The organism is Nocardia transvalensis NBRC 15921 (assembly GCF_000308875.1).
GTDB classification, from domain to species: domain Bacteria; phylum Actinomycetota; class Actinomycetes; order Mycobacteriales; family Mycobacteriaceae; genus Nocardia; species Nocardia transvalensis.
The window spans coordinates 82,671-94,526 of the sequence record NZ_BAGL01000124.1; the positions used below are offsets into that span (position 1 = coordinate 82,671).

Genomic DNA, 11,856 nt, shown 5'->3' on the forward strand with positions numbered 1-11,856 from the left:
AATCGCGCTTTCGGCGATATCCCGGCGGCGGGCACGGCGGAATTCCCGGGCCGGGAGGTGGCCGTCGCGCCCGGCGATGCCGTCGCGCCGGACGCGACGCGCTGGTGGCGCCCGGCGCGGGCACAGGCACAATGAAGGGGATGAGAGCCTTGCAGCCGACGCCCCGCGCCGACGACGACTCCCCCGGGACCCTGGATCGGGTCACCGTCGACGACGTCCGCGCCCTTCGCGAGCAGTTCCTCGACTTCATGCTCGGCTACAAGTTCGCGATCGACGAGATCACGACCAAGATCAACATCTTGCGGGAGGACTTCAACAACACCCACGAGTACAACCCCATCGAGCACGTGGGTTCGCGGCTCAAGTCCCCCGAGAGCGTCCTGGAGAAGGTCCAGCGCAAGAACTATGCGATGAACCTGGCGTCGATCCGGGAGAACGTGCTCGATATCGCCGGGGTCCGGGTGGTCTGCAGCTTCATCTCCGATATCGCCGTGATCAGGGACATGCTGGTCGGCCAGGAGGACATCACGCTCCTGGAGGAACGCGACTACATCACCCACCGCAAGCCGAACGGCTACCAGAGCCTGCACCTGATCGTGTCGATCCCGGTGTTCCGGTCCGATCGCACCGAGCGGATGCCGGTCGAGATCCAGATCCGCACCATCGCGATGGACTTCTGGGCAAGCCTCGAGCACAAGATCTACTACAAGTACAGCGGCGAGGTTCCCCCGAATCTGCAGAGCGAGCTGACCCAGGCCGCCGAGGTGGCCGCCCAGCTGGACGAGAAGATGGAGGCCCTGCACCGCCAGGTCGACCACACCCGCGCTCCGCGCAGCCCGCTCGAATCGCTCGATCTCAGCCGGCTGTACACCCTCGCCACGGACTCCCCCGGCCGCGACCGGCGAACCGGCTGAGCGCGCGTCGATGCCCGGTGACCACCGCGGCACCGGGCATCGAGGCGCGACGACCTACTTGACCGGCGCGACCGGCGGCTGGTTGATCGTGGTCAGGTACTGGACCGCGGCGCCGATCGCGACCGGGGCGGTGATCAGGATCTGGCCCGCGAGGGTGCCCAGCGCGCCGACGGCGACGATGCCGCCGAGGCAGCCGACGGCCGCCGCCGGAATGAATCCGCCGAACAGGCCGACGATCGCCGCCGCGGCCACGGTCGCGCCCGCGATGCCGCCGAGGACGCAGCCGACGGCCCCGCCGCCGAGTCCGCCGATCAGGGTGCCGAGGGTGGCGCCCATGGTGATGGTGCTGGTCAGGCGCGTCCAGGCGGCTTGCTCACGGTCGTAGTCGGTCTTCCACGGCGCCATGTTCTCGTACGGCAGAGCGACCGGCTTGTAGACCGCGTGCGCCGTATCGAATCGCGGGGTCAGGGTCGCGGTGCGGCCGTCGATATCGGCCGCGATCGGGAATTCGAAATCGTCGACCCGGAAATTCAGCGGCGTTCCGGCGAGCACGGTGCCGTCGGCCGCCTCGACCTTGAATACGCCGTCCTCGACGACCAGCGAGCCCGCATCGGTGGTGACGATGGACTGGGTGTCCGTGGCGCGGGCGGTGAAGCCGACCCCCTCGTCCGCCGCGGGCTGGGCGCCGGCCGAGCCGGAGGTGATTCCGACCGCGGCCACCAAGCCCGCGGTTACCGTAACGATTTTCCTCATCTGCGCTTCTTCCTCTGCTCATCCATGCGCTGTGCGGTCTCGATGCGACCCGCATCACTTCCTCGTGGGAAGTGCTGGAACGGTGCCCGAGCGCATCGTTCGAGGTCAATGCGTCCGGTCCGCTCAGCTGACCGCCGTTCAGCGGTGGGTCGGAGGAATTTCGCGGCCGGTTTGCTGAGCGAACCTCATTCGTTTCCCGAACCGGGCGGCTGCTCGATACTGACTCGTCGACGCATTCGATCGACTCCCCCATCGAGGTACGCACGTGATGCCCGAGCACACCGGACACACCACCGGATTCCTCCGACCATCGATATCGGAGGGCATCGCGACGATCACGATCGATCGCCCACCGGCCAATGCCTTCGATCCCGCGGTGATCGCGGAATTCCTCGAGGTGCTGCCGCCGCTCGCGGAGGACCCGGGCGTGCGGTGCATCGTCTTGCGCGGTACGGGAAGATTTTTCGTCGCGGGCGCCGATATCGCCGTCATGCGCGATCTCACCGAGGCCACGCAACGCGCGATGCGGCCGTGGGTCGACGTCCAGCGCATACTCGAGACCGCGCCGAAGCCTGTCGTCGCGGCTCTCAACGGGCATGCCCTCGGCGGCGGCGCCGAACTGGCGCTGGCATGCGATATGCGGGTGATGGCGGAGTCCGCGACCATGGGCTTTCCCGAGATCTCCCTCGGACTGTTCCCCGGTGCGGGCGGCAGTCAGCGCCTGCCCCGGCTGCTCGGCGCGCACCGCGCGGCACTGCTCATGATGGAGGGCTCCCGGCTGTCCGCCGCCGAGGCGCTGCGCGTCGGACTGGTGGATCGCGTCGTCCCCGACGTCGAATTCGACGAGCACATCGGCGCCACCGCACGCGCCCTGGCGGATAAGCCGACCCGCACGATCGGCCTGCTCAAACGCATTGTGCGCGAAGGGGCTTCGCTGCCGCTCGAGCAGGCGCTCGATCTCGAATTCGCCGCCGTCCTCGAGCTGATCCGCACCGCCGACGCGGCGGAGGGCCTGCAGGCGTTCCTCGACAAACGCGCGCCGACCTTCACCGGCCGCTGACCCACGACATCCGAAGGAATCCCCATGATGAGAGTTCTCCGGCGACGCGCCGTGGCCGCGCTGGTAGCGGTGGCGGCGGTCGCGGTCGCCGCCACGGCCTGTACCCGGCCGGCCACGCAGGCCGCGGGTAACGGGGGCGATCTGGTCCGCATCTCGGTCGGCGTCGATCCCTCCTACGCGCCGTTCTTCCTCGCCGACGGCGAGGGACTGTTCGAGGCGGCGGGCCTGAACGTGCGGGTGATCCAGACCGAGGGCGGTGCGGCAGGAGCGCAGAACGTCGTGGCGGGCACCTCGGAACTGTCCGGGAACGCGGACTCGACCGCGCTCACCGTGATGGCCGGGAATCCGGGACTGCGCGCGCTCGGCGTGTACGAGGATTCCGATCGGTACTTCCGGGTGGTGCTCCGGGAGGGCGTCACGCCGAAGTCCGTCAAGAAGATGGGCGTCTTCCCGGGCATCGGACTCTATTTCACCGACCGGTATCTGCGTAGCCTGGGCCTGGACCCGGCCGCGATTGCGCTCGTGACGACCAGTCCTCCCGAGCAGCCCGCGCTGCTGGCGCGCGGCGATATCGACGGGTTCATCTCGTTCGATCCCTGGGTCGCCCGCGCGGTGGCACAGGACGGCCACGTCGCCGGGACGACAGGCGATTTCGGCGCGAAGTACTCGCAGTGGCTCCTGGCGTCCCAGGGCTGGCTGTCCACCCACGAGGAACTGGCCGGTCGGGTGTTCCGTGTGGTCGCGCAGGCGGCGGACATCATCGCGGCGGATCCGGATCGCGCGGCGAAGGCGGTGGCGAAGGCCATCCGCATGGATCCCGCCGAGGCGCGCAATCAGGTGACGCAGATCGATTTCAAGGGACGCGATTTCACGCCCGGCGATATCGAGCAGGCGCGGCAGCTGGTCGACTTCTTTCGCGGTCAGGGCAAGCTCGGCGGTCCGGTCGATCCGGAGCAGGTCCTGCTCAGCGGCTGGGTCGGCCGGAACTCGCAGTAGGCACGGCCCTCCCCGGAGAGCGCACACCACACGAAATGGAGCACCCCGTGGCCGAATCCCCTGTTCGCGTCGTGGAACTGTCGAGCCCGTTCACCCGATTCGCCGGGCGGATACTCGTCGGTCTGGGATACGAGGTCGTCCTGGTCGAGCCCCCGGAGGGCGACCCGACGCGCCGCGAACTCGACGGGTACGCGTTCGCCCACTGGCATGCGGGCAAGCGGTCGATCGTGCTCGATCCGGCGGCCGAGGGCGATCGCCATGCCCTCGGGAATCTGCTCGCGGGGGCCGATGTACTGCTGGACGGCACCGACTATCAATCGGGACCGGTTGTCTCCCAGTATGATTCACTGGTCCACGTCCGCGTCACGCCGTTCGGGGTGTCCGGCCCGCACCGCGCGTGGGCGGCCACGAATCTCACCGTCGCCGCGATGGGCGGCATGATGGCACAGGTCGGCATGCCCGACGGCGCTCCCCTGTCGTTGCCCGAGGGCCAGGCGGAGCAGTTGGCCGGGGTGAACGCGGCGATCGGGGCCCTGCTCGGCTTGCGCGCCAGGCGTTTCGGGCGCGCGCCGTTCGTCGACATCTCGGCGCAGGAGTGCGTCGCGGCGAGCCTGGAGGCGGGCGCCCTGGCATACCTGCACGAGGATCGCGTGCCCGGCCGGCCGGGCCGGGTGCATCCGCTGGTTCCGCACGGATTGTTCACCGCCGCGGACGGCTTCCTCGGCGGCGGGCTCGGCGGCAGTCCCCGGATGTGGGACGAGACGCTGCGGTGGCTGATCGAGGAGGGCGCGCAGGACGACCTCGACGACCCGCGCTGGAGTGATCCGGTCGAACGAAAGACGCACCAGGAGCACATATTCGCGGTGGTGCAGCGCTTTCTGGCGAAATGGCCGAAGGAGGAGTTCGCCGTCCGCGCGCAGGAACGCAAACTGCCGTGGGCCGCGGTCGACGGCCCCGCCGAACTGCTCGTCAATCCGCAGCTGAACGATCGCGACTTCTTCCTCGACGTGGTCGCCGGGACCGAGGTGACCCGCGATCTCGGATTCGGTTTCGCCTTTCCGGAAGGACGGCGGGTCCGCGAACTCGTCGTGCCCGAACTCGGTGCCGATCAGTCACTGATTCCCGAAACACGCACTTCCCCATCAGCTTCCCCTGCGAGCGAAGCGAACTCGGCAAGCCTGGAGGGAATCCGGGTGCTCGACCTGACCTGGGTGCTCGCGGGCCCCTACTGCACAAGGATTCTCGCCGATCACGGTGCCGAGGTCATCAAGGTCGAATCGCGAGGCCGCCCCGACCCGACCCGTTTCTCCCCCGCGATGCACCTGTCGCGCGGGCCGCACGACGATCCCGACACCAGCGGCTACTTCAACGACGTCAACCGGAACAAGCGCAGCATCACCCTCGACACCCGAACCCCGGAGGGCCTGGCGGTCCTCGCCGATCTGATCGCCGCCAGTGATGTCGTGATCGAGAACTTCAGCTCGTCGGTGATGGCGAAGCTGGGATTCGGATACCAACGGCTGCGCGAACTGCGCCCCGATATCGTGTACGTCTCGATGTCCGGCATGGGGCACACGGGGCCGCGCAGCAGCTGGGTATCCTATGCCGACATCGTCTCCGCGAGTACGGGTCTGACGGCATTGACCGGGTGGCATGCCGACGATGTCGTCGGCGTCATCTACGGCCACGGCGATATCGTCGCGGGGCTGCAGGCGGCGACGGCGACGCTGGCCGCCCTCGAACACCGCGACCGCACCGGCCGTGGCCAGCACGTGGATCTGTCCCAGCTCGAGGCGATGGCCGCGCATATGGGCACCGCGGTGATCCGGTCGACGGGGACCGGGCAGACGCCGGAGCCACGAGGGAACACCGACGCCGCGTATGCGCCGCACGGCGTGTTCCGCTGTCTCGGCGCCGACCGCTGGGTGGCGATCGCGGTCCGCGACGAGGCCGACTGGCGAGCCCTGTGCGCACTGATCGAACGCCCGGAATGGTCCGGCGCCGAGGACTTCCGGACCGCGGAGCGACGCCGCGCCCGCGACGAGGAGATCACCGCGGCGATCACGGCGTGGACCAGGACGCTGCCGGCCGAGACGGTCACCGAGGCACTACAGGACGCGGGTGTGCCCGCCGGCACGGTGCAGGACGGCAGGGATCTGGTCGAGGCCGACCGCCATCTGCGTGCCCGCGGCTTCTACGTGCGGCATACCCACCCCCGCGCGGGAGCCTTCCTCCACGAAGGCGTGCCCGTCCGGCTCGACCGCGCCGGTGGCGGGATCCGTTCCGCCGCACCGCTTCTGGGTGCCGATACCGAATCGGTGCTCCGTGACGTCCTGCGGTATCCAACGGGCCGGATCGCCGAGCTGCGTGCGGCCTCGATCCTTTTCCTGAACCGTCACCCCAACCCGAAGGAGTCCCATGCGCGCCGCCCGGCTGCACAGTTTCGGTGAGGCACCCGTCCTCGACGAGATCGACATCCCCGCCCGCACGGCGGGCCAGACGCTGGTGCGCATCGACGCGGCCGCACTCGGCCACCTCGATATGACCGTCGCGAGCGGCACGTTCGACATCAAGCCGTCGCTGCCACACATCGGCGGCACCGACGGCGCGGCGACCGTCGTCGAGTCGGATACGTTCGAGCCGGGGACGCGGGTGCTCGCGCGCGGCGGCGGTATCGGGCTGGTCAAGAACGGGTGCTGGGCGGAGTATCTGGTCGCGGCGGACAAGGCGTTCACGCCGTTCGAGGCCGATCTGCCGCCGGAGGTGGCCGCGACCTTCTTCCTGCCGAGCACCACGGGATACGTCGCCGTGCACGATGTCGCCGAGGTCCGGGCCGGGGACCGCGTGCTGGTGTCCGGTGCGTCGGGAGCGGTCGGCTCGATGGCGGCCCAATTCGCCTTGCTCGCCGGGGCCGGCGACGTGATCGGCGTGGTCCCCCGGCACGACCAGGTCGAATTGCTGCCCGCCGGGGTCCGCCCGGTCGTCGGCCGCGGAACCGAACTGGCCGGGCAGCTGGGCGACGAACCCGTCGCGGAGGTCCTGATCGACACTCTCGGCGGCGATTCCCTTCCGCCGCTGCTCGAACGCGTCGCACCGGGCGGGCGGGCCGCGCTGATCGGCTACACGCTGGGCACCGAGCTGACCCTCGACCTGCCCAACTGGCTGCTGAGCGACGTGAAGATCCTGCCCGTCAATATGATTCGCAAGGGAGCGCGCCAAGCCGAACTCGCCCCCGAGCTGCTCGAGAGGCTCGCGGCGGGTGAGGTCCGGCTGGCGGTACAACAGTTCCCCCTCGACCGGATCGCCGATGCCCTGCGACTCATGCGCGAGGGCAAGGTGGCCGGGCGCGCCGTCGTCGTGCCATGACCGGGGGCGCACCCGAGGCGGGCCTTCCGGAAGCGATGACCATCCCCGCACTGCCGGAAGCGATGACCATTCCCGCACTGCTCGTCCTGCGGGCCGAACAGTGCGGGGACCGGATCGCCGTGCGCGCCGGTTCGGTCGCGGTGAGTTATCGCCGGCTCGTGTGCCGGGCGTCGTCCATGGCGAATGCCTTGCACGCGAACGGGATACGGGCCGGGGATCGAGTCGCGGCGGTGCTGGACAATCGGATCGAGCTTATCGATCTGGTGCTGGGATGTGCCTGGCTGGGGGCCGTCGCGGTGCCGTTGAACGTGGCGTTGCGGGGTGACGGTCTGCGTCACGCGCTCGCCGAATCGGGTGCGGGGTGGGTGTTCGTCGAGCCACACCACGCCGGGCAGGTCGAGGCGACAGGTTTCCCGGGCGTGTGCTGGATCGCCGGTTCCGCCTCGGCCCCGCGGGTGGATCCGGCGGCATCCGAACCGCCCCGCGATCCCGCGCCGGTCGCCGACCTCGATCTCGCCGCGATCCTGTTCACATCGGGCACGACCGGCCTGCCGAAGGGGGTTCGGTGCCCGCATGCCCAGTTCCTGTGGTGGGGTGCGGGAGTGGGGCGTTCGCTCGGCGTCGAGGCGGGCGACGTCCTGTACAACTGCCTGCCGCTGTTCCACACCAATGCCCTCGGGTCACTGTTCCAGGCGCTGGTGTGGCGAGGCACATTCGTTCTCGGAGAACGCTTTTCCGCGACGGACTATTGGCGGCGGGTCGAGGAATCGGGTGCCACCGTCACCTATCTCCTCGGCGCCATGGTCGCCATTCTGATGAACCGCCCACCCTCGCCGAACGACCGGGCCCACCGGGCGACCCGAGCGCTGTCACCCGCCACGCCCGCGCACCTGTACGAGCCCTTCCGCACCCGGTTCGGCATCGATCTCGTCGACGGATTCGGCACCACCGAAACGAATCTCGTCATCGGGTCGCTGCCGGGCCACCGCCGCGACGGCTTCCTCGGCACGGTCATGGACGGCTACGAGGCCGCCGTCGTGGACGGCGGCCGCCCCGCCCCCGACGGCACGCCGGGCGAACTGATGGTCCGCAGTCTGCGGCGCGGGGCCTTCGCGGCGGGGTATCTCGGTGATCCGGTCCCGGCGGAGGGGGCGTGGCTGCGCACCGGAGACCGGGTGATCCGCGATGCCGACGGCTGGTTCCGTTTCGTGGACCGGCTCAAGGACGTGATCCGCCGCCGCGGCGAGAACATCTCGGCCACCGAGGTGGAATCGGTCCTGGCCCAGCACCCGGCCGTCGCCCAGGTCGCGGTCTTCCCGGTCCCGTCCGCCCTCGCCGAGGACGAGGTGATGGCCGCGATCGTGCCCCGAGACGGCGCCGCCTTCGACCCCGCGGACCTGTTGCGCTTCGCCGAACGCCACCTCGCCTACTTCGCGCTCCCCCGCTACCTCGACCTGGTCCCGGCGCTCCCCCTCACCGAGACAGGCAAGGTGCGCAAACAGGAGCTACGCGCCCGCGGTGTCGGCCCGGCCACCTGGGATGCGGAACGCGAGGGCTTCCTGCCGACGCGCCCCCACTGACCGGTCACCGCCCGCACCCGTTGAAGGAACACATCGCCGCGCTGCACGAACTGTCGCGCGGGGCCACCTCACCCGGTGTGTGGGTGCAGCGCATCGCCTGCAAGGTGCGGGTGATGCCGACGCCGGCGGTGCGGAGGGCGCCGGTGATGCGGCTGACGTTGAGGCGGGCGGTGGGTGCGGTGACCGACAGCGCCCCCGCCAGCACGCGCGGGCCGCTGAATACCGGGACGGCCACGCTCATGTAACCGAGCCGGGTCTCCTCCACCTCGACGGCCAACTGCTCCTTGCGCATTCGCTCGAGTTGCGTGCGCAGGACGCCGACGGACATCGTGGTGCGGCTGGTGAGCGCCGTGAAGCCCTGCTCGACGACCTCGTCGAACACCGACGGCGGCGAGAACGCCAGGATGATCTTGCCGGTGGCCGTGCAGTACAGCGGCAAGCGGCCCGCCACGCGCGACTGCTGATTGAGTCCGCGATGGCCGATGATCTTCTCGATATAGAGCACGTCGATGCCGTCGCGCACCGCGAAATGCACCGTCTCCTGCGTGGCCAGCAGCAGATCCTCCATATACGGCAGCGCCGCGTCACGCAGGATCCGCTGCCGGGGCACGAGCTGGCCGAGTTCGAACAACCGCAGTCCCAGCCGGTATTTGGTGCCCGCGCGCTCGAGCAGGCCCCATTCCACCAGCTCACCCGCCAGCCGGTGCACCGACGCCTTCGCGACCCCGCTGCGGCGCGCCAATTCGGTCAGGGACAGATCACTGCACTGGCTGTCGAACGCGTCGAGAATCAGGCGGGCCTTCCCCAGCACCGAGGACATATCGGTCCCGGCCTGCTGGGCCGCCGTGATCGGTACGACCGGCCCGAGTCCACCGGGTCCTCGTGTGGCTGTAGTCAAGGGTGCCTCCTGGCGGGTCGGGCGAGCGCTCACCTGATGTCGTGACGCTACGGGAGAGATGCCGTGAGAGGCACGTCACAGAGTCCGCTCAGCGGACCCGTTCCACGATGTTTACATCGGGCCACGTGACCTCGGCGGATGTCAGAAACTCCCGGGCCGCCGCGGCCACCGCCGGAGCCTCGCGTTCGATGAGCGCGACCGTCCCGTTCTCGATCACGGTACTGCGGACCGAGCGGGCCGCGGTGAGCCCGGCGGTCAGAGCGGGCAGGTTGGGCATCGAGAACGGATCCCGGCCCGCGCCGATCAGGAGGACGGGTCCGGTCACCGCACCGATGCGATCCTCCATGCGGTACCGAGCACAGGCCCGGTGCCCCTCGGCGGGATCGACGCCGGGTGCGAGCGCGTCGCGGACGAACCGGTCCAGCAGCCCCGCGACCGGGGCCGGGTAGTACGGCCGGCGCAGATCCCACAGGGTCCGCAGGTGCGTCCCGTCCTCGCTCTGCTCCGCGCGGTCCACCCCCGCTCCCGACGCATGAGCGGTGCGATATCGCTCGTCCGCCCACGGACACGACGACAACAGCAGCGCGACAACACGTTCCGTGTCGGCGGCCGCCATCTCCAGCGCCACGGCGGCCCCGGTGTGATGACCGAGGACGGCGGCGTGGCCGACGCCGAGCGCGTCCAGCAGCTCCCACGCTCCGCAGGCGAAGACCTCGATCGTCTGCGGCGCGGGCGGTTTCGCGCTCGCGCCGAAACCCACCATATCCATTGCGATCACCCGGTGGTCGACGGCGAGCAGCGGGATCAATTCCCGGAACTCGTCCCAGGACCGCGGCGTCTGATGCAGCAGGAGCAGCACCGGGCCGTCCCCTTGCTCGGCGTAGTGCACCTGGCCGAAAGACGTGTCCGCGTAGGCGAATCGGAGTTCCGCGCCCATCAGTACGCCGCCACCATCGGGGTGTCGACGCCGACCACATCGATCTTCGCGGCCCCGCCCGGATTACCGACCGGCTCGGCGCGGGTCGGCAGGATGTCGAGGAAGAACCTCTTGTTGTCCTCCTTGAATTCCGGTGCGGCCTTGCGATCCACCGTGATCGCCTCGACCGGGCACGCCAATTCGCAGGCGCCGCAGTCGATGCACTCGTTCGGATTGATGTACAGCTTCCGGTCGCCCTCGTAGATGCAGTCGACCGGGCATTCCTCCATGCACGAGCGGTCGGTGTAGTCGATGCAGGCCTCGCCTATCACGAATGCCATTGCCTCAGCCCTCCTGTTCGGTGGAATGTCCGGGGAAGATCTCCGCGTCCGGATCGAGAACGGCCGCCGCATTGTTCACCGCGGTGGCGGCCTCCCCGAAGCCGACCGCGATGAGCCGCACCTTCCCGGGATAGTCGGTGATGTCCCCGGCGGCGTAGACGCGCGGGACGGCGGTCTCCATGCGGGTGTTCACGACGATGTGCCGCGAGTCGATCTCCAGTCCCCACTCGGCCAGCGGACCCAGGTCCGCGGTGAAACCCAGTGCGGCGATGACGGATTGGGCAGGAAGGGTGGTCGTCGACTTCTCGAGTGTGTGCGCGATGTCGACCTCGGCGATCCAGCCGTTGCCGCGCACCGCCGCGATATCCGCGTTGACCAGGACCCGCACCGAGCTGTCGTGCACCTTGGCCACGGTGGATCGGTGGGCCCGGAACTTGTCGCGCCGATGCACCAAGGTGACGGAGTTGGCGATCGGTTCGAGGTGGACGGCCCAGTCGAACGCGCTGTCGCCGCCGCCGACGATCACCACGTCCTTGCCCTCGTGCGCCGCCAGCTCGGGGACGAAATAGCTCAGCCCGCGATCCAGGAAATCGAGCCCCTTCGTCAGCGGCCGGGGCGTGAAAGTCCCGATCCCGCCGGTGATTACGACCGCGCCCGCGGTGATGGTGCGCCCCTTGCCGGTCGTCACGACCGCATTCCCCGACGCGTCGTGGGACAGGCCGAGCGCCTGCTCGCCCAGCAGATAGATCGGCTCGAACGGCGCGGCCTGCGCGAGCAGCCCCTCGATGAGATCCCGGCCCTTGACGGCGGGGAACCCCGCGACGTCGAGGATGGCCTTCTCGGGGTACATCGCGCTCACCTGCCCGCCCGGTTCGGCGAGCGCGTCGAGTACGGCGACGCGCAGGCCGCGGAACCCGGCGTAGTACGCGCCGTAGAGTCCCGCCGGGCCGGCGCCGACGATGAGGATGTCGACGTCGAGCGCGGCGGTCGAGGCAAGGGACGATTCGTTCACAGCGAGAACGCTAATCCGGC

At 69.5% G+C, this 11,856-nt stretch carries 11 protein-coding genes; 6 read left to right on the forward strand and 5 right to left on the reverse strand.

Translation table 11 applies throughout. The features are described 5' to 3' along the window. Positions 1-140 precede the first annotated feature (140 nt). Positions 141-914 carry a GTP pyrophosphokinase gene (locus ON41_RS33670; RefSeq protein WP_085995894.1) on the forward strand — a complete coding sequence of 258 codons (774 nt, stop codon included), beginning with the start codon at positions 141-143 and terminating at the stop codon, positions 912-914. A gap of 54 nt (positions 915-968) precedes the next feature. Here the strand turns inward: ON41_RS33670 and ON41_RS33675 are convergent, their stop codons facing one another. After that, a complete protein-coding gene (locus ON41_RS33675) occupies positions 969-1,667 on the reverse strand; it encodes a DUF8020 domain-containing protein (protein ID WP_040752416.1) in 699 nt (232 codons plus the stop codon). 268 nt (positions 1,668-1,935) lie between these two features. On the opposite strand from ON41_RS33675, the gene ON41_RS33680 reads away from it, so the two are divergent. From ON41_RS33680 to ON41_RS33700, 5 genes are read left to right on the forward strand one after another with little or no spacing between them, the layout of a single operon-like run. Then, positions 1,936-2,727 carry an enoyl-CoA hydratase/isomerase family protein gene (locus tag ON41_RS33680; protein WP_040752418.1) on the forward strand — a complete coding sequence of 264 codons (792 nt, stop codon included), beginning with the start codon at positions 1,936-1,938 and terminating at the stop codon, positions 2,725-2,727. Positions 2,728-2,751: 24 nt separating this feature from the next. Continuing rightward, positions 2,752-3,723, forward strand: coding sequence for an ABC transporter substrate-binding protein (locus ON41_RS33685; protein ID WP_040752420.1), 972 nt, complete (start codon positions 2,752-2,754; stop codon positions 3,721-3,723). 35 nt (positions 3,724-3,758) lie between these two features. Continuing rightward, on the forward strand, positions 3,759-6,173 hold the full coding sequence (locus tag ON41_RS33690) for a CaiB/BaiF CoA-transferase family protein (RefSeq protein WP_169336537.1): 2,415 nt from the start codon (positions 3,759-3,761) through the stop codon (positions 6,171-6,173). After that, positions 6,142-7,089, forward strand: a complete 948-nt coding sequence (locus ON41_RS33695) for a quinone oxidoreductase family protein (protein WP_040752421.1) — start codon at positions 6,142-6,144, stop codon at positions 7,087-7,089. Before ON41_RS33690 ends, ON41_RS33695 begins: the two co-directional genes overlap by 32 nt. After that, positions 7,086-8,669, forward strand: a complete 1,584-nt coding sequence (locus tag ON41_RS33700; RefSeq protein ID WP_083905826.1) for an AMP-binding protein — start codon at positions 7,086-7,088, stop codon at positions 8,667-8,669. Before ON41_RS33695 ends, ON41_RS33700 begins: the two co-directional genes overlap by 4 nt. Before the next feature lie 4 nt (positions 8,670-8,673). On the opposite strand, the gene ON41_RS33705 is transcribed toward ON41_RS33700, so the two are convergent. The 4 genes from ON41_RS33705 to ON41_RS33720 form a co-directional block, all read right to left on the reverse strand. Continuing rightward, positions 8,674-9,489, reverse strand: coding sequence for an IclR family transcriptional regulator (locus tag ON41_RS33705; protein ID WP_083905827.1), 816 nt, complete (start codon positions 9,487-9,489; stop codon positions 8,674-8,676). Positions 9,490-9,655: 166 nt separating this feature from the next. Next, on the reverse strand, positions 9,656-10,504 hold the full coding sequence (locus ON41_RS33710; protein WP_051163092.1) for an alpha/beta fold hydrolase: 849 nt from the start codon (positions 10,502-10,504) through the stop codon (positions 9,656-9,658). Continuing rightward, positions 10,504-10,824 carry a ferredoxin gene (gene fdxA / locus ON41_RS33715; RefSeq protein ID WP_040752426.1) on the reverse strand — a complete coding sequence of 107 codons (321 nt, stop codon included), beginning with the start codon at positions 10,822-10,824 and terminating at the stop codon, positions 10,504-10,506. Before fdxA ends, ON41_RS33710 begins: the two co-directional genes overlap by 1 nt. Before the next feature lie 4 nt (positions 10,825-10,828). Beyond that, positions 10,829-11,836: an NAD(P)/FAD-dependent oxidoreductase gene (locus tag ON41_RS33720; protein ID WP_040752428.1), complete on the reverse strand. Its 1,008-nt coding sequence runs from the start codon at positions 11,834-11,836 to the stop codon at positions 10,829-10,831. Positions 11,837-11,856 lie beyond the last annotated feature (20 nt).

Bases quoted from the DNA above. Each gene is read 5' to 3' on its own strand.
- ON41_RS33710 (WP_051163092.1), bottom strand. From the start codon at position 10,504: ATGGGCGCGGAACTCCGATTCGCCTACGCGGACACGTCTTTCGGCCAG.
- ON41_RS33690 (WP_169336537.1), top strand. From the start codon at position 3,759: ATGGAGCACCCCGTGGCCGAATCCCCTGTTCGCGTCGTGGAACTGTCG.
- fdxA (WP_040752426.1), bottom strand. From the start codon at position 10,824: ATGGCATTCGTGATAGGCGAGGCCTGCATCGACTACACCGACCGCTCG.
- ON41_RS33695 (WP_040752421.1), top strand. From the start codon at position 6,142: ATGCGCGCCGCCCGGCTGCACAGTTTCGGTGAGGCACCCGTCCTCGAC.
- ON41_RS33700 (WP_083905826.1), top strand. From the start codon at position 7,086: ATGACCGGGGGCGCACCCGAGGCGGGCCTTCCGGAAGCGATGACCATC.
- ON41_RS33680 (WP_040752418.1), top strand. From the start codon at position 1,936: ATGCCCGAGCACACCGGACACACCACCGGATTCCTCCGACCATCGATA.
- ON41_RS33705 (WP_083905827.1), bottom strand. From the start codon at position 9,489: ATGTCCTCGGTGCTGGGGAAGGCCCGCCTGATTCTCGACGCGTTCGAC.
- ON41_RS33675 (WP_040752416.1), bottom strand. From the start codon at position 1,667: ATGAGGAAAATCGTTACGGTAACCGCGGGCTTGGTGGCCGCGGTCGGA.
- ON41_RS33670 (WP_085995894.1), top strand. From the start codon at position 141: ATGAGAGCCTTGCAGCCGACGCCCCGCGCCGACGACGACTCCCCCGGG.
- ON41_RS33685 (WP_040752420.1), top strand. From the start codon at position 2,752: ATGATGAGAGTTCTCCGGCGACGCGCCGTGGCCGCGCTGGTAGCGGTG.